Raw genomic sequence first — 25,356 nt, 5'->3', positions numbered from 1 at the left:
ATTGTGGCGGCGATGTAAGGGCGCGCCCGAGGCCAGGACCGGCATCCGGGCGCGCTCCGATCATTTCGCAGATCACTCGGCCGGCAGGCTGCGGCTGTCCGGCTGATTGCGCGCCTCGCTGATCAGGGCACGGCGGGCCAGAGCATAGTTGTCCTCGGCGCCACCGCGCTGGGCGCGGCGGCTGTCCAGCATGCGGGATACCTCGCTCAGGCGACCTGCGCGGATCCCGGCATCGATGGTCATGCGTTCAAAAACGTCGCGCTGGGCGTGGCTGCCACCGGCCAGTTGCATGGAGCCACGGGCCTGCGCCAGGTTGTCAAAGGCGAGCGCGAAATCACCTTCGCCAAAGGCCTCCAGCCCGCTGGCGGCGGCGCGGCCGGGATCTGCCATGCGCTGCCGCGCCTCGTCCCCGCCTGCGGCTGCCGCATCGGCGTGGATACGCTGCACCATCCGGGTGGTTTCATCCGGGCGCCCGCGCCCGGCCAGCGCCAGAAGGTAGTGCAGATCGGCAAAGATCAGGCTGCCATCCTCGGTCCGGGCGGCGCAGAGGTCGGAAAGTTCTTCCCAGCGGTTGCCGACGGCAATGCCTTCCAATTCCAGCCGCATCAGCAGCGAGGTGGCATTGGAAATATCGCGGTAATCGTCGGTCTTGTCCTGGCGGATCTCGCGGTCGTAAAGGTCCAGAACGGTGTCGGTCTGGCCCAGGTCCAGATGCATCAGCGCCTTGTGCCACCAGACGTGATAGCGGAAGTTGTTGCAATGGCTCCAGGCCTCTTCGCGGCCAGTCAGCCAGTCGAGCCCGGCCTTGGCGTTGCCGGTCATGTCATGCACATGCGCCACCGCATGCAGGCCCCAGGCATCATCCGGCGCCATCCAGAGTGCCTGACGCCCCGCAGTCTCCGCCTTACTGTAGTCGCCGGTTTCCTCCAGCGCGAAGGCGTGACAGCCAAGCAGATAGCCGCGCCCGGGGTGATCCGGCGCATAGGCGGGCATCACCCGTTCCACTGACCGGCGCATCCCGGCGCTGTCGCCAAGGACGAAACGGATCGCTTGGCTCATCTTCATGGCAAGGCTGTCGGCAGGGTGAGAGCGCAGGACCTGCTCCAGCTTCTCAACGGCGGCGGTGGGGCGGCCCGCCAGCCACAGCTCCAGCGCATCGGCGAAGAGCCGCTCCCGGGGCAGGGCAGAGGCATAGGCGATGCGGGCAGCAGCCAGCGCATCGCGGGCAGGGGTGCGCATTTCGCGGCGGCCCAGCAGCAGCAGGAACAAACCCTTGGCTGCCTGCCCAAGGGTGAATTCGGGGGCGGCCTCCAGCAGCTTACCCAGATGCACCGGGGCCTCTGCGCTGTGCGACAGAACCCCGATCTGAACCGCGTTCCACAGATCCAGCATTTCGGGATCTTTCAGGCTCGTCTCCTGTCCGAAGAGATCATGTGTCATTTGGGTCCAATCCTTACCACCGGTGTTGTTCACTAGGGGAAGGTTAGAACAGTGGTTTTCATCGCGCGACGGGCGCTCTCGCTTTGGTGAAGGCGCGTGTTTGAAGGTGGGGAAACCCGCTGAAACCTGTAATATTTGCGGGCAATTTCCCGCCAGACGGGTCTTTGAAACGCAAAACGCCCACCACGAAGGCAGGCGTTTGCCGGTTTTTGTAACATTCGGCCGGATCGTGCCGGGCAGAATATGGCCTAAGCCTTGGAAAACGGGTCCTCGGCGCCGAGAATCCGGTCGCTGTCAGCGCCGCAGCTGGGCGGTGCGTGGCGGTAGGTGACCGGGGTGCGCGAGAAATTGAGCGGATTTCCAAGCAGTTTCACGGGAGTGTCCCCGGCCTGCATGTCGATGGCCATGCCCCGCGCAGCCACCTGATCGGAGGCAAAGACCCGGTCGAGCGTCTGCACCGGACCGGCGGTCACCTTGCGGGCCTCCATCGCGGCGATCACCTCGTCCATGGTGAAGCGTTTGAGCGCCGGGATCATGATGTCGTTGAGCGTCGCGCGATGCTCCAGCCGCGCCGGGTTGGTGGCAAAACGGGGATCGTCTGCAAGGCCTTCGAGCCCGAGGAACTCCATCACGCGCCGGAACTGGGCATCGTTGCCCACCGCCAGGATGACGTGGGAGTCCGAGGTCTCGTAGACGCCATAAGGCATGATGCTGGGGTGTTCGTTGCCGCGCCGGGTCGGCAAGGTACCGGTGTTGAGATAGGCGACGCCTTCGTTGATCAGCCAGGCAATGGTGCTGTCGACCAGAGCGAGGTCGATCTGCTGCCCTTCACCGGTTTTTTCCTGGTGGCGCAGCGCAGCCAGAATGCCAATGCAGGCATACATACCGCACATCACATCGGCGATGCCGGTGCCAACCTTCACGGGCTGCCCCTCGGGATCGCCGGTGAGTGACATGATGCCGCTAAACCCCTGTGCCACAAGATCATATCCCGGGCGGTGGTTGTTGGGGCCGGTCTGCCCGTAGCCCGAGATCGAGCAGTAGACCAGCCGGGGAAACTCATCCTTGAGGCTGGCGTAATCCAGCCCGTATTTCGCTAGTCCGCCGGGTTTGAAATTCTCGATCAGGATATCGGCCTCGGCAGCGAGCCTGCGGATCTCGGCCTGACCTTCGGAGGTGGTGATATCCACCGCGACCGAGCGTTTGTTGCGGTTGGCGGCCATGTAGTAGGCCGACAGATCCGTGGGGTTGCCGTCGGCGTCCATGGCATAGGGGGGGCCCCATTGGCGGGTATCGTCACCCCCCGATTTGGGGTTTTCCACCTTGATGACCGTGGCGCCGAGATCGCCCAGCAGCTGGGTACAGGTGGGGCCGGCCAGAATGCGCGACAGGTCGAGAACCTTGACCCCATCAAGGGCCCCGTGTGGCAGCGTGTCAGATGCGTCCATCATATCCTCCGGGTTCGATTTCGGCAGAGATGACAGTGAAACGATCAGAAGCCAAGGCATCGGTGAGGGCGGCGCGCAGTTCGGTGCGGTTACGTACCGTCACGCCGTTGCCGCCAAAGGCCCGGCCCATCGCGGCAAAATCGTGCCGGGCGAAATCGACGCCGCGGTTTTTAAGCTGGCGTTGACGCTGTTTCAGCTCAATCAGGGCGAGGGTGGCATCGGCAAAAACCACGAAGATCGGCGCCACATCCAATTCGGCAGCGGTGGCCAGATCCCCGGCCACCATCAGGAAGCCTGCATCGCCGGAAAAGCTGACGACGGGACGGTCCGGTTGCGCCAGCTTGCGCCCGATCGCCATCGGCACGGCACAGCCCATTGTGCAAAGCCCGGATGACTGGATCAGCCCGCGCGGCTCGTTGCACTGCCACATCTGGCTGAGCAGGATCCGGTGGGCGCCGCTGTCTGCGGTGGCCAGCGTCTCGGCAGGCAGGGTGGCGCGGCATTCGGCGATCACTGCCGCCGGTCCCCAGCTGTCATCCTGCGGATCAAAGGCGGTGTGCAGCGCCTGTTGCGCGGTGCTCAGCTCTCCGCCGGGCCAGCGCGTCGGTGCTGTCTCGGCTTTTTCCGTCAGGGCATCCAGCGCGGGGGTAAGCGGCGCCACGATGTTGAGGCTGGCCTGATGCATGTAATGGGTGTTGGGTTCGGCAGCGATCTCGATCACGCGCTGGTGGGTTGGGTCCCAGGCGTTGCGCCAGCCGGGGCGCATTTCGATAGGATCATAGCCAAGCGACAGGATCAGATCCGACTGCGCCGCCAGCGGCAACAGGTGGCTGTCGGCCAGGGGGGACAGCCCGGCGCCGCCAAGGCACAGGGGGTGATCTTCGGGCAGGATGCCCTTCGCCTTGTAGCTGGTGACAAAGGGGATCTGATGCGCCTCCAGAAAGGCGCGAAGGACAGGACCCGCGCCTTCGGCCACCGCATCAAGTCCGATGATGGCAAAGGGACGCTCGGCCTGCGCCAGCCAGCTGCGCGCCTGCGCCAGTGTGTCATTGTCTGGCTGGGTGGGCGCAGCAGGCGCGCGGCGGAAGTTGCGATCCCTGGCAGGGGCATCCGCGACCGAGATCGGCACGTCGATATGCACCGGACCATTGCGCGGCTCGGTCGCGATGGCGACCGCCTTGTCTGCGATCACGTCAGCCGCATCCGCATCCAGACGGAAGGTCGCCTTGGTGATGGGGGCGAAGACGGCGCCATGGTCGAGCACCTGATGGGTGTAGCTTTGCGCCTCGGCAGCATCGACGCAGCCGGTGAGAACCAGCATCGGCACCCGGTCCTGATGGGCGTTGGCCACCACATTGACCCCGTTGAGCGCGCCGGGGCCGAGGGTGGCAACCAGAATAACCGGGGCACCATCGGCATGATGCACACCTTCGCCCATGAAGCCGGCAGCGTTTTCGTGTTTCGCCAGATGGAAGGTGATGCCTGCTGCCTCAAGCGCGTCGACCAGCGTCAGCACCTCTCCGCCGGGCATGCCAAAGGCGTGGCGGCACCCGGCCGCATAAAGGCGCCGGGCCAGAACGTCGGCGGCGCGTAAACTGTCAGTCATGGCGATCTGTTCCTATCTGATGTCAGAGCCAGATTGCCTGCCCTGACGCCGGGTGCAAGCACCCTCACGGCTCTGTGACCCGGTTGTATTACTTCACTGCATCCTGTGCGATCTGATCAAACCTCTGGTCCAGCTCCTCTGCAAGCGCCATCAGCCTGTCGCCGCCTTCGTCCCGGTAGGGGGCAAAGACATGGCTTGGCCGCTTATAAGAGAGCTGCGCCGTGCCGCCCGCCATTTCGGTGACATAGAGGCGGATCGGGGCTTCGATCATGGCGGCGGTCGAGGTTTCTAGAATGTTGACCGCAAAGACATTGTTGAAGACGCCGATGACCCGGTTGCCCGGAATGGTGATCCCGCGCGCCGCCGCTGCGCCGGTGGGACCGGCCTGCGTGACGATGGCCAGATCGCTGGCCCGCACCGCCGCCTGCGTATCCTGCAACAACTGCCGGTAGGATTTCGCCGTGTCGTGCACCTCCCAGCCGGGGCGGGCAGACACCTCTCCGGCGATGCTTGCCTGCGCGGTCAGGGCGATGGAAGAGAGGGACAGTCCGGACAGCATGGGCAGACTGAAGGCGAGTGAAACGAGGATCGGGCGCAGGTTCATCATTGGCTCCGTTGGATCATGTATCCCAAGCTTAACTCGGTTTTTGATCACGCGGGCGTCACATCCCCGTGCCGCGCACATGCTCCGGCTGGGAGGCCGGGCGGCAGCGACAAAGCAAAACGCGCCCCTTTTGAGGGCGCGCTGAAAGTTTGTTCATGCCTTGGGCGGGTTACATCGCGATCTTGCCGCCGCCCTTCTTGGTGACCACCACGACCGAGGGGCGCGGCGGCATCTTGGGGTCAAAGTCGGGCCAGCGGGTGGCCGGATCCTCAAAAGTCGAGGCGCGCTCGAACCCTTTCAGGGCCTTGGTGCCATCGGTGCCGGGGTGCTGCACCGCCAGGAACAGGGTTTCGCCGTTGTCGGTGAAGTAGGGGCCGCAGAGCTCCCCGCCGACGGGGCAGCGGAAGAACAGCTTGGACGTGCCACGCAGATCGCCTTCGGTCTCGACGCCATAAAGGCCATCGGATTTGCCGGTCTTGCCCCATTTGCTGCCCTGGTCGGTGGAGACCCAGAGGCGGCCATCGGCGTCAAAGGCGCAGTTGTCCGGGGAACCGAACCAGCCGTTGGCGCTGGTTTCCGGGTTCCACTGGGCGCCCACCTCGGTCAGTTCAGGATCGCCGCATTGCACAAGGATCGACCAGGTGCCGCGGGTGGCGGCGTGATCGCCACCCTCTTCCTTGACCTCGATGATGTGACCAAAATTCGATTTGGCACGGGGGTTTGCGGCGTTAACCTGATCCTCGGTGCGCTTGGAGTTGTTGGTCAGCATGATGTAGGCGGTGCCGTCGCCGCGCGGCTGCGCGTCTTCGGGGCGGTCCATCGGGGTGGCGCCCAGGGCATCGGCAGCAAGGCGGGTGTCGATCAGGACATCGGCCTGGCTGGCAAAACCGTTTTCAGTGGTCAGCGGGCCGGTGCCATGCACCAGCGGCAACCATTCTACGCTGCCGTCTTCGTTAAAGCGGGCCGCGTAGAGGGTCCCGTCGCTGAGAAGGGCGCTGTTGGCGACGGCATCGTCGGACACTACGCCATTCGAGACATATTTGTACTGGTAGTCAAAGCGGTTGTCGTCGCCCATGTAGACGACCAGCTTGCCCGAAGAGGAAACAGTGGTTTCGGCGCCTTCGTGGCGGAAACGGCCCAGGGCGGTGTGTTTTACCGGCTTGGCGTCGGGGTTACGCGGGTCGACTTCAACAACCCAGCCAAAGCGGTTTGGCTCATTGGGCTCCTTGTCGATGTTGAACCGGTCGTAGAACTTGCCCCAGGCATACCAGCGGCCCGGCACGCCGTAGCGTTTCATGTTCTTGGCTTCGGGCTGGGCCGAGATATCGGGTTTGCCATCGCCATCAACCACATCGGTCCAGAAATAGCCGTGGAAGTTCTCTTCGGCCATCAGGTAGGTGCCCCAGGGGGTCATGCCGCCGGCACAGTTGTTGAGCGTGCCGATGACCGACAGACCCGAAGGATCGGCGTTGGTCTTCATGCGGTCGTGACCGGCGGCGGGGCCGTCGATGGTCATCTCGGTATTGAGCGGCGTGATGCGACGGTTCATCTTGCCATCGCGCACCACGGCCCATTTGCCGCCTGCGCCCTTGGCGATCTCGACGACGGTGCCACCATGGGCGGCCATTTCGATGTCGATCAGCTCCTTGGTCATGCCTTCGAACCCGGCGCGGTCCTGACGGCCCAGACCGGGGAACATGACTTCTTCGTTGGTGTATTCGTGGTTGACGCAGAGCAAGCCACGGGTGCCTTCGGCGTTCAGCGGGGTAAAGCCGACATAGTCGTTGTTATAACCAAACTGCTTCAGTTGGGCTGCGGCGCTTTGGTTCATCACATCGAATTCCGGCGCATCGGCGGTGATCGGATCACCCCAGCGCAGCAGAACGTCGGCGTCATAACCTTCGGCGATATGGTGGGTTTCGTCGTTGCCCCAGGTCAGTTCCTCGAAGTTGTAGCGACCCGCGCCATGGCTGCCTGCAGCCGCTTCGGTCGGGGCGATCAGGGCGGAGGTGCCGAACAGGGCAGTGGTGGCGGAGACGCCCAGCATGCCTTTCAGCAGGTCGCGACGCCCGTAACGGGCGTTGATCACATCGCCGATGGTGCGTTCAAGCCGGGGATTGGTGGGGATATCGTCAAAGGCCTCATAGGCCTCGGCCTTGTTGCCGATTTCGGGATCGTTGATGATTTGCTTGCGGTCCATGGCTTGCTCCAAAGTTCCAGATGCCGACGGTGCGTCGCCGCGTGCTAAGTTGCGCGGACCTGTAACAATTGCGTGACGCGCCCCAAGGTTTTACCAAACCGTTACAACTTGGGCCGTTTTTCGCCTGTTCGTGATACTTCATCTGGAGCCGATGCCCCGTATATCATGCTGTGGCGGCGTCGGCGAAGGGGCGAATCCGGATCACTCGGCGGGGCGGAAGCCTTCGATCAGCTGCCGCAGGCCAATCGCCGCCCCGGCAAAAATCGCCAGGAAGGTGACCGGCGCGGAAACGGCGAGCAGCGAAAATGCGCTGAGCCCCTGACCGACGGTGCAGCCCATGGCGATGACGGCACCTGCGCCCATGATGCCCGCACCCACGATCTGGCGGCGCAATTCGCGGGGATCTTCGCAGGCCTCCCAGCGAAAATGCCCCTTGATCAGCGAGCCGATGAAGGCCCCGGCCCAGACCCCTGCGATGGAGCCGACGGCAAAAGACAAGGGGCGCAGGCTGCCGGTCATGGTCCACAAAATAGTCTCACCCAGAGGGGCAGAAAAGGAATGCGACACCACCGGGAGGGCTTCGAAACCGGTCTGGTTGACCTCGCTGGTCAGGCCCCAGCCCGAAACGATGGCAAGGCCGACGATCACGGACCAGAAGACCGCGCTCTTGTCCTGACGCAGTTCGCGTCCGCAAAGCGCGGCGATGACCAGTACGGCGCCGACGGCAAGCCCAATGGTGTGCAGTGGCAGACCCGTCAGGACAGCGGCGTGATGGGCCAGCCCGGGGGGAATATCGGTCGTGACCTGATGCTGCTCAAAGAAGAAATTGCGCAAGGGCGCAAGCGGACCGGAAAGAACCACATAGGTGGACACGCCCATGACCAGCACGATGACGAAACTGCGCAGATCGCCGCCGCCCAGTCGGGCGATAGCGCCATAGCCGCAATTGCCGCTGAGCGCCATTCCGTAGCCGAACATCAAACCCCCGATGATTGAAGCCAGAGGCATCCATCTGATGCTGAGGTGGAAACTTTCGCTTTCATCCATAAGTCCTGCTGAAATAAGGGAAAAGCTGCCGATAACGGCGACGCCAATTGCCAATATCCACATACGCATGCGCAGGGTGGAGCCGCCATAAAGAACGTCCTCGATCGCGCCAAGCGTGCAGAACCTGCCCAGCCGGGCAGCAAGGCCAAGAAGGATTCCGCCTACGAGGCCTGCAATGGCCGCCAGGTGATGTTCTGTCAGCATATCAAACATGAGACGCCCCTCCCGGCAGGTTTCCTATCTTTCGAGTCATGCAGAAAGGAGGTGTGCGATGCAAGCGGCATCGCGCTGTCGCCGCCTGCTGTCGATGGGCAGGTGGTCAGCTATGCGAGCTCGGGAACACAACGGGGCGGACAGATGTTGAAGGATCTACAGGTCGCTCAGGCCGTGCGTATCTTGCTGGCCCCGGACCGGGACAAGACGGGTAGGGCAGGGAGAAAATCTAGGTCGTGCTTAGTTGCAGAAGAGGTCGTAGACCACTTCGAGGATGCGGCGCGGACGGTCGTCTGCCAGCCGGTAGTAGATGGCCTTGCCGTCGCGGCGCGGCACAACCAGACCTTCAAGGCGCAGGCGGGACAGTTGCTGCGATACCGCTGCCTGACGCGCCGAAAGCAGCTCTTCCAGCTCGGTGACGGATTTCTCGCCGGTGACCAGATGGCACAGGATCATGAGACGACCTTCGTGGCTGATCGCCTTGAGGAAATTGGACGCCGTGGTGGCGTTGTCCATCATCTTCTCAAGATCGTCATCTGCCATGTCTACCGAAAATTGCGGCAACCCCATCGCTCATTCTCCTTTGTGGCGGGCCGAATGGCCCCGCACATCTATACTTGTCCCAGTCAGCCAGACGTGTCGGTCTCCAAACCGGTCAGCTGTCGCCCACTTCTCCATCCGGCGCAAAGTCTGCATGATCGCGCAGCAGCGCCTCCAGCAGGGGCCAGAAAAAATCGGCCCCCGGATATCCTTCGAGCCGGGCCTTCTCATGACCGTCCTCCACAATCAAGAAGGTCGGGGTAAAAAGAACGCGACGAGTTGTTTCCAAGTCATCCGGCATATTGCGCAGATCCACCCGGCGCAGCGGCGCAAAGGCGCCTTCGGCCGTTTTGGGATAGATCGGTGCGATTTCTTCGTTCCAGCGCGCGCACCATTCGCAGCCATGCTGTTCGACCATCACCAGTTCCACTGCCCGGGCAGGTAGGCTGAGCGTGCACAGCACAAAAAAACCGGCCAGCAACCGGCGCAGCAGCAGCAAGGGCCGCAGGGGAACTGTGGACGCAAAAACCATGATGAAGCCGTTCGAAGCCGTTGACGAAGGTGCAGTGAGTAGGTTCTTTATGTAACACAACTTAATTTGAATATGTGAATGAGACAAGGCGCGCCGTCCCCGAATATCGGCTATTGCGCCCAAAAAAGGAGCTGAGATGCTCGAAATATCGTACTTTGGGGCCCTGTTTGCCGGTTTGTTGAGCTTTTTCACGCCCTGCATCCTGCCGATGGTGCCTTTTTACCTGTCCTACATGGGCGGGCTTTCGATGGCTGAACTGCGCGGCGACGGGCGCATTGCGCCGGGGGCGCAGCGTCGGCTGGTGATCTCTGCGCTGTGTTTCGCAGCTGGTGTCACCACGGTGTTCATGCTGATGGGCATGGGAGCTACCGCGCTGGGGCAGTTGTTCGGGCGCTACATGGATATTCTGGCCTATGGCGCCGCCGGGGTGCTGGTCCTGTTCGGCCTGCATTTCCTGGGCGTAATGCGCATTCCGCTGCTTTACCGCGAGGCACGCATGGAAAGCTCGGCCGAGCCTTCCACGCTGATCGGTGCCTATCTGATGGGGCTGGCCTTTGGCTTTGGCTGGACCCCCTGCGTGGGACCGGCGCTGGCGTCGATCCTGATGATCGCCTCTGGCATGGGGGACATCTGGCGCGGTGGCCTGCTCTTGCTGGTCTACGGTGTTGGAATGACAGCGCCTTTCGTCGTTGCCGCCCTGTTTGCAAAGCCGTTCCTGGCCTGGGTGGCGCGGCACCGGACCGCTTTTGCTTGGGTGGAAAAGGCGATGGGGGTTATGCTGATCCTGTTCGCTGTGCTGATTGTCACCGGAGGTGTCAGCTACATTGCCGAAGCAATGATCCGCTGGATGCCCGGACTGTCCACAATTGGCTGACTGTCACCATAAATGGGAGAGACAAGGCAATGAATAGATTACTCAAAATGATTTCCGCACCGCTTGCCGCGCTGGCGCTTCCGGTGCTTCTGGCCGGGCCGGTGGTAGCGGTCGAGGTGGGCGACGACGGCCTTCATAAAACCGCATGGATGCGTGACACCTTCAAGGACCTTCAGGAAGACCTTGCCGAGGCGAATGCAGAGGGCAAGCGGCTGGTTCTTTTCTTTGAGCAGCGGGGCTGCATTTACTGCGCCAAGATGCACGAGGAGGTGTTCCCGCGTCCGGAGGTCAGCAACTACATCGAAGAGAATTATTTCGTCGTTCAGCTGAACCTGCACGGATCCACCGAGGTAACGGATTTCGACGGTGAAACCCTGCAGGAGCGGGAGATGGCGCGGAAGTGGAACGTGCTGTTCACGCCGACGATTCTTTTCCTGCCGGAAGAGGTGCCCGAGGATCAGACCGCGGTGCAGGCGGCCGTTTCCATCATGCCGGGGGCCTTTGGGGCGGGGACCACGCTCGATATGTTCACCTGGGTCAACGAGAAGCGGTACGAGCTTGATAATGGGGAGGATTTCCAAAGGTATCACGCACGCCGCATTCAGGAGCGCAACAATGGATCAACAGACTGATCCTTTGCGCAAGAAAATTAAAATTCACATTAATGAATTTGTTGTTGCGTCCCAGGCCTTCGGTGGCCTACGGTATGCAATAGCTAAGCAGGCCACTTCGCGGTGGCAGCCAACGGGAGGAACCATGAAGAGACTATCTCTGACACTGGCCATGTGTCTGGCCGGGACCATGTCGCAGGCGGGCGAAGTCGCGCCGAAAGACGTGAAATTCACCGAGGATGGCGCAATTGCCGAATCGTTGACAGGTGTTGCTGGCGACGCAGCCAACGGTGCGATCATTGCCGGGACCAAGTCCAAGGGGAACTGCGTGGCCTGTCATCAGGTGACTGCACTGGCTGACGTGCCCTTCCACGGCGAAATCGGCCCCATGCTGGACGGCGCGGGGGAGCGCTGGAGCGAAGCTGAGCTGCGTGGCCTCGTGGCGAATGCAAAAATGACGTTCGAGGGCACCATGATGCCTGCGTTCTACAAGGTCGACGGGTTTATCCGTCCGGGCGATGCCTACACCGGTAAGGCGGGCGCAGAGCCGCTGCCGCCGATCCTGACCGCCCAGGAGATTGAAGATGTCGTCGCTTTCCTCGCGACGCTGAAAGAAGAGTGAGACAGCAGCTTCCAGCTGCTTGTCCGAGCGAAGTCAAAGGAGACAAATGATGGAGTTCTCACGTCGCGAAACCCTGGCGATGGGCCTGGGCGCCGCCGTGCTGACGGTTCTGCCCTACCGCCTGAGCGCATCGGCAGACGATAAGATCGCCGAGTTCACCGGCGGTGCCGATATGGCCGACAGCGGTATTGAACTGACTGCGCCGGAGATTGCCGAAAACGGCAACACCGTGCCGATTTCGGTTAACGCCCCCGGCGCGACCGCGATCATGGTTCTGGCCACCGGCAACCCGACCCCCGGCGTTGCAACCTTCAACTTCGGCCCCGGTGCCGCCAGCCAGTCCGCATCCACCCGGATCCGCCTTGCTGGTACCCAGGACGTCGTGGCCATTGCCAAAATGGCAGACGGCAGCTTTGCCAAGGCAAGCGCCGCTGTGAAAGTGACCATCGGAGGCTGCGGCGGCTGATCGCCCCGCATCCCTTTCCGAATTCAAGGAGTTAAGACATGGCATCCGGTGTAAAACCCCGCGTCAAGGTCCCGAAGAAAGCCGCTGCTGGCGAAGCCGTCACCATCAAGACGCTGATCAGCCACAAGATGGAAAGCGGCCAGCGTAAGGACAAGGAAGGCAACGTCATTCCGCGTTCGATCATCAACCGTTTCACTTGCGAGTTTAACGGCGCCATGGTGATCGACGTCACGATGGAACCGGCGATTTCCACCAACCCTTACATTGAGTTTGAAGCCACCGTGCCTGAAGCAGGCGACTTCAAATTCACATGGTATGACGATGATGGATCCGTCTACGACACGGCGAAGTCGATCAAGATCGCCTGATCCTTTCCGGATCTCAAAGGCAAGCGTCTCGTCCGCCACTCCGGCGGGCGAGGCGGATACCCAAGGGAGGATATGGAATGAAATATAAGGCACTCACTGCCATTGCCGCCGTGCTGGCCCTGCCGATGGCCGCCTTCGCCGGCGCAGACGACGACACGCTCGTGGTGAACGAAGAGATCGAAATGGTCACCAAGACTGCGGCTCCGGCTGCAGTCGCTGACGCATTGGACGAAGTCATGTCTGGCTGGCACTTCCGCTCGGACGAGACGCAGGCCCTGCAGATGGACGATTTCGAAAACCCTGCGATGGTTTTCGTCGATCAGGCGATGGACAGCTGGGAAACCGTCGAAGGATCCGAAGGCAAGTCCTGCGCGTCCTGCCACGACGATGTTGCCGACAGCATGAAAGGCGTGCGCGCAGTCTATCCCAAGTGGAACGAAGAAGCTGGCGAAGTCCGCACCCTGGCCATGCAGATCAACGACTGCCGCGAAAACCAGATGGGCGCCGACAAGTGGAAATACACTGGCGGTGACATGGCGTCGATGGAGGCTCTGATCTCTGTCCAGTCGCGTGGCATGCCCGTCAACGTTGCCACCGATGGTCCGGTTCAGGCGATGTGGGAAAAAGGTAAGGAAATGTATTACACGCGTACCGGCCAGCTCGAGCTGTCCTGCGCGAACTGCCATGAAGACAACTATGGCAACATGATCCGCGCCGACCACCTGAGCCAAGGCCAGATCAATGGCTTCCCGGCCTACCGCCTGAAAAACGCCAAGCTGAACACAGTTCATGCTCGTTTCAAAGGCTGCGTACGTGATACCCGCGCCGAAACCTACAAGCCCGGTTCGCAGGATTTCGTCGCACTTGAGCTTTATGTCGCTTCGCGCGGCAACGGCCTGTCGGTCGAAGGACCGTCTGTCCGTAACTAAACCCGGAACGACCCCGTGCCAGTTCATGGTGCGGGGTCTTTCGTTCTTTCAATATTCACACATGCGAATATGTCGTATGTTTACACAGGATATCAGAGTACCATGATCTCGCGCCGTGATTTTCTGCAGGTTTCGATGGCCGCCTCTGCCCTAGTCGGGGCATCTGGTTTTGGCAATTGGGGGCGTCTTGCGGCGCAGCAAAGCCTGACTCAGGATCAATTGCTGGAGTTTGATACCTTCGGCAATATCAGCATCATCCATGTCACCGACATTCATGCGCAGCTGAAACCGATCTATTTCCGTGAACCCTCGATCAACCTCGGGGTGGGCGCGAACAAGGGTCAGGTGCCGCATATCACCGGTGCCGACTTCCGCAAGGCCTATGGCATCGCGGATGGCAGTCCTTCCGCTTACGCGCTCACCTATGACGATTTTTCCTCCCTCGCCAAAGGCTACGGGCGCGTAGGCGGTCTGGACCGCATGTCGACAGTGATCAATGCCATCCGTGCCGACCGCCCGGATGCGCTGCTGCTGGACGGCGGTGACACCTGGCACGGCTCCATGACCTGTCACAAGACCGAAGGTCAGGACATGGTCAATGTCATGAACGCGCTGAAACCGGATGCGATGACCTTCCACTGGGAGTTCACGCTGGGCTCTGACCGTGTGAATGAGATCGTCGAAGGTTTGCCCTTTGCCGCGCTGGGGCAGAACATCTTTGACTCGGAATGGGACGAACCGGCCGAGCTGTTCAAGCCCTACAAGTTCTTCGAACGCGGCGGCGCCAAGGTCGCCGTCATTGGTCAGGCCTTCCCCTATATGCCCATCGCGAACCCCGGCTGGATGTTCCCGGAATACTCCTTCGGGATCCGTGACGAGCATATGCAGGAGATGGTGGACGAGGTGCGCGCAGCGGGCGCCGATGTGGTGGTCTGCCTGTCGCACAATGGTTTCGACGTGGACAAGAAGATGGCCAGCGTTGTCACCGGTATCGACGTGATCCTGTCGGGCCACACCCACGATGCGCTGCCCGAACCGGTGCTGGTGGGCACGACCCACATCATCGCCTCCGGTTCCAGCGGCAAATTCGTCTCCCGCGTGGATCTGGACGTGCGCGATGGTCAGATGATGGGTCTGAAGCACAAGCTGATCCCGATCTTCTCGGATGTCATCGCTCCCGATCCTGTGATCTCCAAGCTGATCGATGAACAGCGCGCGCCGTTCAAGGCTGAGCTGGAAGAGGTGATCGGCCAGACCGACTCGCTGCTCTATCGTCGCGGCAACTTCAACGGCACCTGGGATGATCTGATCTGCGATGCGCTGCTGAGCGAACGCGAGGCTGATATCGCCATGTCGCCCGGCGTGCGCTGGGGCCCGTCGCTGGTACCGGGTGACGACATCACCCGCGAAGACATCTGGAACGTGACCTCGATGAGCTATGGCGCCGCCTATCGCAGCGAGATGACCGGTGAATTCATCAAGGTGATCCTGGAAGACGTGGCTGACAACATCTTCAACCCGGACCCCTATTACCAGCAGGGCGGCGACATGGTGCGCATCGGTGGCATGGGCTACCGCATCGACATCACCAAACCGCAGGGCGAACGGATCACCGAGATGACGCTGCTGAAGAACGGTGAGGCGATCGATCCGGCGAAGACCTACATGGTCGCCGGCTGGGCCAGCGTCAACGAAGGCACCGAAGGTCCGCAGATCTGGGACGTCGTCGAAAACCACATCAAGAAAATGGGCACCGTCACGGTCAACCCGAACAACTCGGTCAAGGTGGTCGGCGCTTAATCAGCGCCGCCGCCTGACGGGCAAATTTTGCGCCGATGAGGCCCTGCCAGGGCACTCATCTAAATATGGAGGCATGAACAAGATGAGCGATAATTCAAAGGGTTTCACCCCGTCGCGCCGTCAGTTTCTGGCGGGTGCGGCTGCGGCCGGGGCCGGATCTGCGGTTGCTGGTGCGGCCCAGGCGGCCGGGCCTGACCCGCTGATCACGGAAGTCCAGGAATGGGCCAGCGGCCTGGGTGATGGCGTCGACGCCACCCCGTATGGTCTTCCGATCAGCTATGAATCGGATGTGATCCGCCGCAACGTGGAATGGCTGACCGCCGATACGATTTCGTCGATCAACTTTACCCCGATCCACGCGCTGGATGGCACCATCACGCCGCAGGGTTGTGCGTTCGAACGTCACCACTCGGGCGCGATCGAGCTGAAGAAAGAAGACTACCGCCTGATGATCAACGGTCTGGTCGACACGCCGCTGGTCTTCTCCTATGCCGATCTGGAGCGTTTTCCTCGTGAAAACCGCGTCTACTTCTGCGAATGCGCGGCGAACTCGGGCATGGAATGGGCCGGTGCCCAGCTGAACGGCGCCCAGTTCACCCACGGCATGATCCACAACATGGAATATTCCGGCGTCAGCTTGCGCACGCTGCTGGAAGAGGCCGGTCTGGATGCTGCAGGCGATCTGAAGGACAAATGGGTCTATGTGGAAGGCGCCGATGCCTCCTCCAACGGTCGTTCGATCCCGATGGACAAGGCGCTGGACGACGTTCTGGTGGCTTTCAAGGCCAACGGCGAAGCCCTGCGCAAAGAGCACGGCTATCCGGTGCGTCTGGTCGTTCCCGGCTGGGAAGGCAACATGTGGGTCAAGTGGCTGCGTCGCATCGAAGTCACCAACGGCCCGGTTGAATCCCGCGAGGAAACCTCGAAGTACACCGACACGCTGGCCGACGGCACCAGCCGCAAATGGACCTGGGAAATGGATGCGAAATCCGTTGTAACCAGCCCCAGCCCGCAGTCGCCGATCACCCACGGCAAGGGGCCGCTGGTCATCACCGGTCTGGCCTGGTCCGGTCGCGGCCACATCACCGGCGTTGATGTCTCCATTGATGGCGGCAAGACCTGGAATGAGGCCCGCCTTGCGGCGCCCGGAACCGATAAGGCGCTGACGCGCTTCTACCTCGATATCGACTGGGATGGTCAGGAAATGTTCCTGCAAAGCCGCGCCCGCGACAGCTCGGGCTATGTGCAGCCGACCAAGACCCAGCTGCGCGATGTGCGTGGTCTGAACTCGATCTATCACAACAATTCCATCCAGACCTGGTGGGTGAAGGCAAACGGAGAGGCGGAAAATGTCGAAGTTTCCTAATCTGATCGCAGCAACAGCAGTGGCCACCGCCTTGGCGGTGCCTGCCTATGCAGAGAAATTCGGACTGGGCCGCCCGGCACTGCCCGAAGAGATCGCCGCATGGAATCAGGACGTCAGCCCCGATGGGACCGGCCTGCCCGAAGGTTCCGGTGATGTCTTCACCGGCGAAGAAATTTTTGCCGAACAATGCGCTGTCTGCCATGGCGATTTCGCCGAGGGCGTTGGAAACTGGCCGAAACTGGCGGGCGGTGCCGACACGCTGGACCACGAGGACCCGCTGAAGACGGTCGGTTCCTACTGGCCGCATCTGTCGACCACCTGGGATTACGTCAACCGCTCGATGCCGTTTGGCGCGGCGCAGACGCTGGAACCGGATGAGGTCTATGCCATCGTGGCCTATATCCTGTACTCCAACGATCTGGTGGATGACGAGTTCACCCTGTCGAACGAGAACTTCCTGGATGTGGAAATGCCCAACGCGGATGGCTTCATCGTCGATGACCGCCTGACCTCCGAAGCGCATTTCTGGACCGACACGCCTTGCATGGAAAACTGCAAGGACAGCGTGGAAATCACCATGCGTGCGGCGGTTCTCGATGTGACCCCGGACGAAACCGGCGAAGTCCCACCGGCGGAAACCGGTGAAGCCGTGGTTGAAGAGGCCAAGGCGGAAGAGCCTGCCGCCGCTGAGCCGGTGGAAGAGGTTGCCGCGCTGGACCCTGAACTGGTTGCAGATGGCGAAAAGGTCTTCAAAAAGTGTAAGTCTTGCCACCAGGTGGGTGACAAGGCCAAGAACAAGACCGGTCCGGTTCTGAACGGAATCGTTGGTCACGCTGCTGGTGCTGTGGAAGGCTTCCGTTATTCCAAGGCCATGAAGTCGGCCAATGAAGACGGTCTGGTCTGGACCGAAGAAGAGCTTTCTGCCTTCCTGGCAAAGCCGAAGAAATACATGAAAAAGACCAAAATGTCCTTTGCTGGGCTGAAGAAAGACGACGACATCGAAGCGGTCATCGCCTATCTGAAGTCCTTCGGCGGCTGATGGTCTGACGGCCATATGGATCTGGCATTGCCGCTCTTCATGGGGCGGCGGGGCCGGGCAGTCCACCTGGCAATACATTTCTGAAAACAGGCGCGGATCGTTTCCGCGCCTGTTTTTTATTGCCGATCAGGATTGATTGTTGGCTGGGTCGCTGTGGTTCGCGCATCCGCGAACAAAGGCATAGGAGTTTGCTATGGTTGCTATCAGTAAAAATAACTTATTTTTATCACACGGATTTGTTAGAACGTTTCTGGGTTAAGGGAGGGAGGCCTTTTGGGCTGCGGATCCGATCTGCGTTTCTGCACTCCACGCAAAGGCTCTTCTCCTGACAGACACTTGTCCTTCTGGAATGACGCATTCCGGGGCAGGTGTCGCGCCACGACGACAGAAACGTAGCAATAATCGGAGGAAAAAATGGACGGCAATGATATTCCCGGCGGCAAATGCCCGGTGATGCACGGCGGCACAACCACCTTTGGCGCGCGCGTCAACAGCGATTGGTGGCCGAACCAGCTGAACCTGCGGATCCTGCATCAGAACAGCGCAAAGTCCGACCCGATGGGGCAGGCCTTTGATTACGCAGAGGAATTCAAAAAACTCGACCTGAAGGCGCTGAAGAAAGACCTTTATGCGCTGATGACCGACAGCCAGGACTGGTGGCCGGCGGATTACGGTCACTATGGCGGTCTGTTCATCCGCATGGCCTGGCACAGCGCAGGCACCTACCGCACCGGCGATGGCCGCGGGGGCGGTGGCACGGGGCAGCAGCGTTTTGCGCCGCTGAACAGCTGGCCGGACAACGGCAACCTCGACAAGGCGCGTCGCCTGCTGTGGCCGATCAAGCAGAAGTACGGCAACAAGATTTCCTGGGCCGACCTGATGATCCTTGCGGGCAACTGCGCGCTTGAGGACATGGGCTTCAAGACCTTCGGCTTTGCCGGTGGCCGTGCCGACGTGTGGGAGCCGGAAGAGGACATCTACTGGGGCGCCGAAGACGAATGGCTGGCGACCTCTGACACGGAAAACAGCCGTTATTCTGGCGATCGCGAGCTGGAAAACCCGCTGGCCGCCGTGCAGATGGGCCTGATCTACGTGAACCCTGAAGGTCCTGACGGTAACCCGGACCCCATCGCCTCGGGCCGCGACATCCGCGAAACCTTTGCCCGCATGGCGATGAACGACGAGGAAACCGTCGCGCTGACCGCTGGTGGCCACACCTTCGGCAAGATGCACGGCGCGGGCGATGCCGCTCATGTGGGCGCCGAACCCGAAGCCGCGCCGATGGAGGCGATGGGTTTTGGCTGGCTCAGCAGCTACAAATCCGGCAAGGGCCGTGACACCATCACCTCGGGTCTGGAAGGCGCCTGGACGTCGAACCCGATCAAATGGGACAACGGTTATTTTGACGTGCTGTTCAAATACGAATGGGAAAAGGTCAAAAGCCCGGCCGGTGCCTGGGTCTGGACTCCCAAGGACATCCTGGAAGAGGATATGGCGCCCGATCCGGAGGATCCGTCCAAGAAGGTTCCGATCTTCATGTCCACTGCCGACATGGCAATGCGCATGGACCCGGCCTATGAGAAGATCTCGCGTCGTTTCCACGAGAACCCGGACGCGTTCGCAGATGCCTTTGCCCGCGCTTGGTTCAAGCTGACCCACCGCGATATGGGGCCGAAATCGCGCTACTTGGGCGATGAGGTTCCCGCCGAAGATCTGATCTGGCAGGATCCGATCCCTGCCGTGACCCATCCGGTCATTGGTGAGGCGGAAATCGCCGAACTGAAAGAGAAGATTGCGGCTTCGGATCTGACCATCCCTGAGCTGGTTTCGACCGCCTGGGCCTCGGCCTCGACCTTCCGTGGGTCGGACAAGCGGGGCGGTGCCAACGGTGCCCGTATCCGTCTGGCGCCGCAAAAGGACTGGGAAGCCAACCAACCCGAACAGCTGGCCCGTGTTCTGGGCGTGCTGGAAGGGATCCAGGGCGCCTTCAACGCAGGCCGCAGCGATGGCAAACAGGTGTCGCTGGCAGATCTGATCGTGCTGGGTGGCTCGGTTGGTATCGAGCAGGCTGCAAAGAAGGCTGGGCAGGACATCACCGTGCCCTTCACCCCCGGACGCGCGGATGCAACGGCTGAGCAGACCGATGTGGAATCCTTCGAGGTGCTGGAACCGGTGGCTGATGGTTTCCGCAACTACCAGAAGACGCAGTTCACTGTTGCGCCGGAAGAGATGATGCTGGACCGGGCGCAGCTGCTGACGCTGACGGCGCCGGAAATGACAGCACTTGTCGGTGGCCTGCGGGTTCTGAACACCAACGTCGGGCAGACTACCCATGGTGTCTTCACGGAAAAGCCTGAAACCCTGTCCAACGACTTTTTCGTCAATCTTCTGGATATGTCGACCGAGTGGAAACCCACCTCGGACGAGGCACAGGAGTTCGAAGGCCGCGACCGCGCCAGCGGAGAGGTCAAATGGACAGCCACCCGTTGTGATCTGGTCTTTGGCTCCAACTCGCAACTGCGCGCCCTGGCCGAGGTCTATGCCCAGGCGGACAATGGCGGAAAATTCGTCAATGATTTCGTGGCGGCCTGGACCAAGGTGATGAACGCAGATCGCTTCGATCTGGCCTGAACGCGGCCTGTCTGATCCGACCATAAAACAACCAACGCCCCGGCATTTGCCGGGGCGTTCTTACTTGGAGGCCGGGCATCAGCCCGTTGGGTGTCAGGACCAGCCTTTACGGAAGAAATGCGGGCTGGCACCGAATTTACGTTTGAACTGGCGGGAAAAATGCGTGGTGCTGTTGAAGCCCGAAGCCAGCGCGATCTCGGTCACCGACATCGAGGTTTCATTCATCAGGGCAAAGGCATGGCTGAGCCGCATATCGCAATAGACGTGCATCGGGCTCTGGTTCAGGTAGCGGGCAAAAAGCCGCTCCAGCTGGCGACGGGAGATATCCAATCGGGCGCAGAGATCGCCGATCTGAAGCGGTTCTTCGATCGCTTCTTGCATCAGCTGCAAGGCGTTCAGCAGGCGCTGGTTGCGGCTGCCGATGGCAACCGCGAAATTCGACTTCTGCGGCGCGGCCTGTCCGCCGGAGCGGGCATGCAGGCACATGTCGGCCACGATAATGGCCAGCTGTTTGCCGTGGCGCGCTTCAATGAGGCTCAGCATCAAGTCGGTCGCGGCATTGCCGCCGCCGCAGGTCATCAGGGGACCCGAAACCTCGAATGTATTGGCGGATGGGGTCAAGCGCGGAAATCGTTCGATGAACCCCGGCTGGTTCTCCCAGTGCAGGGTGAATTTCTGATCCTTGATCAGTCCGGCCTGAGCCAGTGCAAAGGCGCCTGTGCAGATGCCACCGATCGAACGGCCAAAGCGGCTTTCGCGGCGCAGCCAGTTGAGCGTGGCCTCGCCAGCCGTGCTTTGGGGTTCGACCCCGGCACAGACAAAGCCAAGACTGTCGGCGGGCAGGGGGCGCAGGGGCATGTCCGGCGTGATCATCATCCCGTTTGAACACCGGATCGGTTCGCCATCCTCGGTCATCACGAACCAGCGATAAAGCCGCGTGTTGGTGACCTGATTGGCGATCCGCAAAGGTTCGATTGCGGCTGCGACGGGCAGCATCGTCGCCTTTTTCAGCAGCAGGAAATAGAAATCCTGCGGTTCCCCTTCAAATGGCACGTCCAGCTTTGCCGCCGCACCTTTTTGAACGAAGCTGTCATCTGTCATGGCATGGATCCGCCGCCGGGAGTGTCTCTGTGTCTTAAGCCAGAGTTTTGCAGGCAGGCCGGGGAATTGCGACCGGGGATTCGCGAATAGCGACCTGCTGGCCCGGGGTGTGGAACCGGTCGCAGGAGGAGCGGCAGGACGGGCGCAGGCAGTTTAAATTCGCATACCGCCCCTTGCAGGCCTTTTGGGCGAGCACTAAGACTCAGGTAACAGTTGGTCCGATATGATGGCGGACATAATTCAAAGCAGGCAGGTCCTAATGATTGATCCGACAGAAACATACATGAACACTCTGGTGCCCATGGTGGTTGAACAGACCAGCCGGGGTGAGCGCGCCTACGATATCTTCTCGCGCCTGCTGAAAGAGCGTATCATCTTCCTCAACGGTCCGGTTCACGACGGGATGAGCTCGCTGGTCGTGGCGCAGCTGCTGCACCTTGAGGCGGAAAACCCGTCCAAGGAAATCTCGATGTATATCAATAGCCCCGGCGGTGTCGTGACCTCGGGTCTGTCGATCTACGACACCATGCAGTACATCAAACCCAAGGTCTCGACCCTAGTGATTGGTCAGGCGGCCTCGATGGGCTCGCTTCTGCTGACCGCGGGTGAGCCCGGCATGCGCTTTTCGCTGCCCAACAGCCGCGTGATGGTACACCAGCCGTCCGGCGGGTATCAGGGTCAGGCGACCGACATCATGATCCACGCCGAGGAAACGCTGAAGCTGAAGCGCCGCCTCAATGAAATTTACGTGAAGCACACCGGCCAGGAATACGAGAAGGTCGAAAGCGCACTGGAGCGTGACAATTTCATGTCGCCCGAAGAAGCCAAGGCCTTTGGCCTGATTGACGAAATCGTCGAAAGCCGCATCAAAGGCGACGACGAAACCAGCTAAGCCCGGTAGATCAACTGGGTGTGTGCCCCTATCCCTTTGGGGCACACTTTGACATTGTGACCGCTTGAGCAGTGTCTTAAGCTGTCAAAAAGGCGAAGGGGGCTGACGGCTCTTTTTCGGCCCGAGCGGACTGAAAGGTAGATCATGGCAACGAACTCAAGCGGCGACAGCAAGAACACGCTTTACTGTTCCTTCTGCGGCAAAAGCCAGCATGAGGTGCGCAAGCTGATTGCAGGACCGACCGTGTTCATCTGCGACGAATGCGTCGAACTGTGCATGGACATCATCCGCGAAGAAACCAAGGCGTCGGGGCTGAAGGCCACCGATGGCGTGCCCACGCCCAAGGACATCTGCGAGGTTCTTGACGATTATGTGATCGGTCAGGCCACGGCAAAGCGGGTTCTTTCGGTGGCGGTTCACAACCACTACAAGCGTTTGAACCACGCGCAGAAAACTGCCAGCGATATCGAACTGGCGAAATCCAACATCCTGCTGATCGGCCCCACCGGCTGCGGCAAGACGCTGCTGGCGCAGACGCTGGCGCGCATTCTGGATGTGCCCTTTACCATGGCTGACGCCACCACGCTGACCGAAGCCGGTTACGTGGGCGAGGATGTGGAGAACATCATCCTCAAGCTGTTGCAGGCGTCGGAATACAACGTCGAGCGCGCGCAGCGCGGCATCGTCTATATCGACGAGGTCGACAAGATCACCCGCAAGTCGGAAAACCCCTCGATCACCCGCGACGTGTCGGGCGAGGGCGTTCAGCAGGCGCTGCTGAAACTGATGGAAGGTACCGTGGCCTCCGTTCCGCCGCAGGGCGGGCGCAAGCATCCGCAGCAGGAATTCCTGCAAGTGGACACCACCAACATCCTGTTCATCTGCGGTGGCGCTTTTGCCGGTCTCGACCGGATCATCGCGCAGCGCGGCAAGGGCTCTGCCATGGGCTTTGGCGCCGATGTGCGTGACAACGATGACCGCGGCGTAGGCGAGATCTTCCAGGATCTGGAACCCGAAGATCTGCTGAAATTCGGCCTGATCCCGGAATTTGTTGGCCGTCTGCCGGTTCTGGCAACGCTGGAAGATCTGGATGAGGACGCGCTTGTCACCATCCTGACCAAGCCGAAGAACGCGCTGATCAAACAGTACCAGCGCCTGTTCGAGCTGGAAGACACCGAGCTGGACTTCACCGACGAGGCGCTGATGGCAATTGCCAAGAAAGCCATCGAACGCAAAACCGGTGCCCGGGGCCTGCGCTCGATCCTCGAAGATATCCTGCTCGACACCATGTTCGAATTGCCGGGCATGGAGAACGTCACCAAGGTAGTCGTGAACGAGGAAGCGGTGACATCGGATGCGCAGCCTCTGATGATCTATGCCGACGAAAAGGAATCCGCATCGGCCGGTTAACCAGCTGATGTGGATCGCATTTGCGCTGTTGCGCAGAGGGGCGAACGTCATTTTGACGTTCGCCTTTTTCTATGGGGTTTGGGCTTCAATACAGAGAGGGTCATTTCATGACGATCAAACGCATTTCATCCGGCGGTGAATTTGAGAAAAAGGTTGGCTATTGCCGGGCCGTTGTGGCGGGCGGTTTCGTGCATGTCGCAGGCACCGTGGGGCAGGGAGAGGATGTTGTCTCCCAGTGCCGCTCGGCGCTGGATATCATTGCAAAGGCACTGGCGGAGGCTGGCGCTTCCTTTGCCGATGTGGTGCGGGTGAACTATTACCTGCCGGACCGGGCTGAATTCGATGCCTGCTGGCCGATGCTGGCCGAAACCTTTGGGGATAATCCCCCCGCTGCAACCATGATCGAATGCGGGCTGATCGACCCGAAGTATCGGATTGAAATCGAAGTTACGGCCCTTCTGCCCCAGTAAGCCTGGGATCGTGCCAATTCCTGCCATGCTGTTAGCCACAGGGTTGCAACCCACTGGACCTCGCGCCGAAAGTACGCCATATCAGGGGCAACATTTTCGGAGGCACCCATGGGAATCCTGAACTCTCTTCTGCGCGCTGTGACCTGGTGGAACGGCTCCACGCTCAACACCGCTATCTACACCCGCCGCAAAGGCATCAAAGTGGGTGAGGATGACGCGGGCAATGTGTTCTACCGCAATGCCGATGACAGCCGCCGCTGGGTCATGTTCAACGGTGAGGCCGAAGCTTCGCGCGTCAGCCCCGATTGGCACGGCTGGCTGCACCGGACCTTTGACGAGGTGCCGAGCGACAAGCCGCTGGCGCATAAGACCTGGGAAAAACCGCATCAGGAAAACCTGACCGGCACCGCGCTGGCATATGCTCCGGCCGGATCGATCCGCCGGGGCGGTGAGCCTGAGCGACGCAGCGACTACGAGGCCTGGGTTCCCGAGTAACCCCTGATACCTTTGCGGTGTCAGCTGACGACAAATAACGATTTAGGCAGGCGATATGTCCCATAATACCACAGAGGTTCTGGCCGGTGGCGTTGTCGTTGCGGCAGCGCTGGCGTTTGCCGTTTACGCTGGACAGGCGGCGGGCCTGTCGCGTGGTGGCGCAGGCTATCCGCTCAGCGCCTCTTTCCGCTCTCTCGAAGGGGTCACCGTCGGCACTGACGTACGGCTGGCCGGGGTCAAGATCGGCACCGTCACCGGGGTCGAGCTGAACCCGCAGACCTTCCGCGCCGATACCAGTTTTACCGTCGACAATGGCATCGTGATACCCGACGACAGCTCGGCAGTGATTTCCTCCGAAGGGTTGCTGGGCGGTAACTTCGTCGAGATCATGCCCGGTGGTTCGCCGCTGAACCTGGAGGCCGGGGAGGAGATCCTCGACACTCAAGGCGCTGTTAGCCTGATTTCGCTTCTGGTGAAATTCGTTTCCGGAAGTGGTGGAGAAGACCAGTGACGCACCTCGCGGCCCGGGAATGTCCCGAACGATGTTGAAAAGCGTTTCGGGCGACGCTGCGGATTTCATGGTTATGCGGCTTGATCCAACGGGTCAACCAGCGCATCATTTTGTGGGTCGCGGTGTTTTTCCAATGCGGCC

General features: G+C 60.9%; 24 protein-coding genes. 15 read left to right on the top strand and 9 right to left on the bottom strand.

Going from position 1 to position 25,356, the window contains the following annotated elements:
• Window positions 1-72: 72 nt before the first annotated feature.
• From AAFO90_RS07405 to AAFO90_RS07370, 8 genes are all read right to left on the bottom strand, one after another.
• Window positions 73-1,440: a tetratricopeptide repeat protein gene (locus tag AAFO90_RS07405; protein WP_347508964.1), complete on the bottom strand. Its 1,368-nt coding sequence runs from the start codon at window positions 1,438-1,440 to the stop codon at window positions 73-75.
• A 248-nt stretch (window positions 1,441-1,688) separates the two neighbouring features.
• The gene (locus tag AAFO90_RS07400) at window positions 1,689-2,891 is read right to left on the bottom strand and encodes a CoA transferase (RefSeq protein WP_347508963.1); all 1,203 of its coding nucleotides are present in this window, start codon (window positions 2,889-2,891) and stop codon (window positions 1,689-1,691) included.
• Window positions 2,875-4,494, bottom strand: a complete 1,620-nt coding sequence (locus tag AAFO90_RS07395) for a thiamine pyrophosphate-binding protein (protein ID WP_347508962.1) — start codon at window positions 4,492-4,494, stop codon at window positions 2,875-2,877. The genes AAFO90_RS07400 and AAFO90_RS07395 overlap by 17 nt, the downstream gene beginning before the upstream one ends.
• Before the next feature lie 88 nt (window positions 4,495-4,582).
• Complete coding sequence (locus AAFO90_RS07390; RefSeq protein WP_347509001.1) at window positions 4,583-5,053, bottom strand: DUF302 domain-containing protein; 471 nt, start codon at window positions 5,051-5,053, stop codon at window positions 4,583-4,585.
• A gap of 214 nt (window positions 5,054-5,267) precedes the next feature.
• Window positions 5,268-7,298 carry a PhoX family phosphatase gene (locus tag AAFO90_RS07385; RefSeq protein ID WP_347508961.1) on the bottom strand — a complete coding sequence of 677 codons (2,031 nt, stop codon included), beginning with the start codon at window positions 7,296-7,298 and terminating at the stop codon, window positions 5,268-5,270.
• A 201-nt stretch (window positions 7,299-7,499) separates the two neighbouring features.
• Window positions 7,500-8,558, bottom strand: coding sequence for a YeeE/YedE family protein (locus AAFO90_RS07380; RefSeq protein ID WP_347508960.1), 1,059 nt, complete (start codon window positions 8,556-8,558; stop codon window positions 7,500-7,502).
• Between the two features lie 240 nt (window positions 8,559-8,798).
• A complete protein-coding gene (locus AAFO90_RS07375; RefSeq protein WP_065270573.1) occupies window positions 8,799-9,128 on the bottom strand; it encodes a metalloregulator ArsR/SmtB family transcription factor in 330 nt (109 codons plus the stop codon).
• 85 nt (window positions 9,129-9,213) lie between these two features.
• A complete protein-coding gene (locus AAFO90_RS07370) occupies window positions 9,214-9,579 on the bottom strand; it encodes a hypothetical protein (protein WP_237028475.1) in 366 nt (121 codons plus the stop codon).
• 187 nt (window positions 9,580-9,766) lie between these two features.
• On the opposite strand from AAFO90_RS07370, the gene AAFO90_RS07365 reads away from it, so the two are divergent.
• The 10 genes from AAFO90_RS07365 to katG all read left to right on the top strand — a co-directional run bounded on the left by AAFO90_RS07365 (window position 9,767) and on the right by katG (window position 20,336).
• Window positions 9,767-10,504 (top strand): cytochrome c biogenesis protein CcdA, encoded by a 738-nt coding sequence (locus AAFO90_RS07365; RefSeq protein WP_347508959.1) that lies wholly within the window; start codon window positions 9,767-9,769, stop codon window positions 10,502-10,504.
• Window positions 10,505-10,533: 29 nt separating this feature from the next.
• Window positions 10,534-11,136 carry a thioredoxin family protein gene (locus AAFO90_RS07360; RefSeq protein WP_347508958.1) on the top strand — a complete coding sequence of 201 codons (603 nt, stop codon included), beginning with the start codon at window positions 10,534-10,536 and terminating at the stop codon, window positions 11,134-11,136.
• Window positions 11,137-11,260: 124 nt separating this feature from the next.
• Window positions 11,261-11,737: a sulfur oxidation c-type cytochrome SoxX gene (gene soxX, locus AAFO90_RS07355; protein WP_065270569.1), complete on the top strand. Its 477-nt coding sequence runs from the start codon at window positions 11,261-11,263 to the stop codon at window positions 11,735-11,737.
• Between the two features lie 49 nt (window positions 11,738-11,786).
• Window positions 11,787-12,203 (top strand): thiosulfate oxidation carrier protein SoxY, encoded by a 417-nt coding sequence (gene soxY, locus AAFO90_RS07350; RefSeq protein ID WP_065273490.1) that lies wholly within the window; start codon window positions 11,787-11,789, stop codon window positions 12,201-12,203.
• Between the two features lie 38 nt (window positions 12,204-12,241).
• Entirely contained in the window at window positions 12,242-12,571 is a 330-nt protein-coding gene (soxZ, locus tag AAFO90_RS07345; protein WP_065270568.1) for a thiosulfate oxidation carrier complex protein SoxZ, read from the top strand.
• A gap of 77 nt (window positions 12,572-12,648) precedes the next feature.
• Window positions 12,649-13,500, top strand: coding sequence for a sulfur oxidation c-type cytochrome SoxA (gene soxA / locus AAFO90_RS07340; protein ID WP_065270567.1), 852 nt, complete (start codon window positions 12,649-12,651; stop codon window positions 13,498-13,500).
• Window positions 13,501-13,602: 102 nt separating this feature from the next.
• Window positions 13,603-15,300: a thiosulfohydrolase SoxB gene (gene soxB, locus AAFO90_RS07335; protein ID WP_347508957.1), complete on the top strand. Its 1,698-nt coding sequence runs from the start codon at window positions 13,603-13,605 to the stop codon at window positions 15,298-15,300.
• 82 nt (window positions 15,301-15,382) lie between these two features.
• A complete protein-coding gene (soxC, locus tag AAFO90_RS07330; RefSeq protein WP_065273489.1) occupies window positions 15,383-16,666 on the top strand; it encodes a sulfite dehydrogenase in 1,284 nt (427 codons plus the stop codon).
• Window positions 16,650-17,705 carry a c-type cytochrome gene (locus tag AAFO90_RS07325; RefSeq protein ID WP_065270565.1) on the top strand — a complete coding sequence of 352 codons (1,056 nt, stop codon included), beginning with the start codon at window positions 16,650-16,652 and terminating at the stop codon, window positions 17,703-17,705. The genes soxC and AAFO90_RS07325 overlap by 17 nt, the downstream gene beginning before the upstream one ends.
• 414 nt (window positions 17,706-18,119) lie before the next feature.
• Complete coding sequence (gene katG / locus AAFO90_RS07320) at window positions 18,120-20,336, top strand: catalase/peroxidase HPI (protein WP_347508956.1); 2,217 nt, start codon at window positions 18,120-18,122, stop codon at window positions 20,334-20,336.
• A gap of 93 nt (window positions 20,337-20,429) precedes the next feature.
• Here the strand turns inward: katG and AAFO90_RS07315 are convergent, their stop codons facing one another.
• On the bottom strand, window positions 20,430-21,437 hold the full coding sequence (locus AAFO90_RS07315) for a GlxA family transcriptional regulator (RefSeq protein WP_065270563.1): 1,008 nt from the start codon (window positions 21,435-21,437) through the stop codon (window positions 20,430-20,432).
• A gap of 259 nt (window positions 21,438-21,696) precedes the next feature.
• Between AAFO90_RS07315 and AAFO90_RS07310 the strand changes: the two genes are divergently transcribed.
• From AAFO90_RS07310 to mlaD, 5 genes are all read left to right on the top strand, one after another.
• A complete protein-coding gene (locus AAFO90_RS07310; protein WP_347508955.1) occupies window positions 21,697-22,329 on the top strand; it encodes an ATP-dependent Clp protease proteolytic subunit in 633 nt (210 codons plus the stop codon).
• Between the two features lie 144 nt (window positions 22,330-22,473).
• Window positions 22,474-23,739, top strand: a complete 1,266-nt coding sequence (clpX, locus tag AAFO90_RS07305) for an ATP-dependent Clp protease ATP-binding subunit ClpX (RefSeq protein WP_065270561.1) — start codon at window positions 22,474-22,476, stop codon at window positions 23,737-23,739.
• 107 nt (window positions 23,740-23,846) lie between these two features.
• Complete coding sequence (locus tag AAFO90_RS07300; RefSeq protein WP_274829027.1) at window positions 23,847-24,209, top strand: RidA family protein; 363 nt, start codon at window positions 23,847-23,849, stop codon at window positions 24,207-24,209.
• Between the two features lie 108 nt (window positions 24,210-24,317).
• Window positions 24,318-24,704 carry an NADH:ubiquinone oxidoreductase subunit NDUFA12 gene (locus AAFO90_RS07295; protein WP_065270558.1) on the top strand — a complete coding sequence of 129 codons (387 nt, stop codon included), beginning with the start codon at window positions 24,318-24,320 and terminating at the stop codon, window positions 24,702-24,704.
• 55 nt (window positions 24,705-24,759) lie between these two features.
• Window positions 24,760-25,215, top strand: a complete 456-nt coding sequence (gene mlaD, locus AAFO90_RS07290; RefSeq protein ID WP_065270557.1) for an outer membrane lipid asymmetry maintenance protein MlaD — start codon at window positions 24,760-24,762, stop codon at window positions 25,213-25,215.
• The last annotated feature ends 141 nt before the right edge of the window (window positions 25,216-25,356 follow it).

Origin of the sequence: Phaeobacter sp. CAU 1743, assembly GCF_039839315.1 — a bacterium.
GTDB classification, from domain to species: Bacteria; Pseudomonadota; Alphaproteobacteria; order Rhodobacterales; family Rhodobacteraceae; genus Phycobacter; species Phycobacter gallaeciensis_A.
This window is presented reverse-complemented; position numbering and strand designations above follow the sequence as displayed.

Bases quoted from the DNA above. Each gene is read 5' to 3' on its own strand.
- AAFO90_RS07385 (WP_347508961.1), bottom strand. From the start codon at position 7,298: ATGGACCGCAAGCAAATCATCAACGATCCCGAAATCGGCAACAAGGCC.
- AAFO90_RS07375 (WP_065270573.1), bottom strand. From the start codon at position 9,128: ATGGGGTTGCCGCAATTTTCGGTAGACATGGCAGATGACGATCTTGAG.
- AAFO90_RS07310 (WP_347508955.1), top strand. From the start codon at position 21,697: ATGATTGATCCGACAGAAACATACATGAACACTCTGGTGCCCATGGTG.
- AAFO90_RS07365 (WP_347508959.1), top strand. From the start codon at position 9,767: ATGCTCGAAATATCGTACTTTGGGGCCCTGTTTGCCGGTTTGTTGAGC.
- soxZ (WP_065270568.1), top strand. From the start codon at position 12,242: ATGGCATCCGGTGTAAAACCCCGCGTCAAGGTCCCGAAGAAAGCCGCT.
- AAFO90_RS07315 (WP_065270563.1), bottom strand. From the start codon at position 21,437: ATGACAGATGACAGCTTCGTTCAAAAAGGTGCGGCGGCAAAGCTGGAC.
- soxB (WP_347508957.1), top strand. From the start codon at position 13,603: ATGATCTCGCGCCGTGATTTTCTGCAGGTTTCGATGGCCGCCTCTGCC.
- AAFO90_RS07390 (WP_347509001.1), bottom strand. From the start codon at position 5,053: ATGCTGTCCGGACTGTCCCTCTCTTCCATCGCCCTGACCGCGCAGGCA.
- AAFO90_RS07380 (WP_347508960.1), bottom strand. From the start codon at position 8,558: ATGTTTGATATGCTGACAGAACATCACCTGGCGGCCATTGCAGGCCTC.
- AAFO90_RS07325 (WP_065270565.1), top strand. From the start codon at position 16,650: ATGTCGAAGTTTCCTAATCTGATCGCAGCAACAGCAGTGGCCACCGCC.
- soxY (WP_065273490.1), top strand. From the start codon at position 11,787: ATGGAGTTCTCACGTCGCGAAACCCTGGCGATGGGCCTGGGCGCCGCC.
- mlaD (WP_065270557.1), top strand. From the start codon at position 24,760: ATGTCCCATAATACCACAGAGGTTCTGGCCGGTGGCGTTGTCGTTGCG.
- AAFO90_RS07405 (WP_347508964.1), bottom strand. From the start codon at position 1,440: ATGACACATGATCTCTTCGGACAGGAGACGAGCCTGAAAGATCCCGAA.
- soxC (WP_065273489.1), top strand. From the start codon at position 15,383: ATGAGCGATAATTCAAAGGGTTTCACCCCGTCGCGCCGTCAGTTTCTG.
- katG (WP_347508956.1), top strand. From the start codon at position 18,120: ATGGACGGCAATGATATTCCCGGCGGCAAATGCCCGGTGATGCACGGC.
- AAFO90_RS07400 (WP_347508963.1), bottom strand. From the start codon at position 2,891: ATGATGGACGCATCTGACACGCTGCCACACGGGGCCCTTGATGGGGTC.
- AAFO90_RS07395 (WP_347508962.1), bottom strand. From the start codon at position 4,494: ATGACTGACAGTTTACGCGCCGCCGACGTTCTGGCCCGGCGCCTTTAT.
- soxX (WP_065270569.1), top strand. From the start codon at position 11,261: ATGAAGAGACTATCTCTGACACTGGCCATGTGTCTGGCCGGGACCATG.
- AAFO90_RS07300 (WP_274829027.1), top strand. From the start codon at position 23,847: ATGACGATCAAACGCATTTCATCCGGCGGTGAATTTGAGAAAAAGGTT.
- AAFO90_RS07295 (WP_065270558.1), top strand. From the start codon at position 24,318: ATGGGAATCCTGAACTCTCTTCTGCGCGCTGTGACCTGGTGGAACGGC.
- clpX (WP_065270561.1), top strand. From the start codon at position 22,474: ATGGCAACGAACTCAAGCGGCGACAGCAAGAACACGCTTTACTGTTCC.
- AAFO90_RS07360 (WP_347508958.1), top strand. From the start codon at position 10,534: ATGAATAGATTACTCAAAATGATTTCCGCACCGCTTGCCGCGCTGGCG.
- soxA (WP_065270567.1), top strand. From the start codon at position 12,649: ATGAAATATAAGGCACTCACTGCCATTGCCGCCGTGCTGGCCCTGCCG.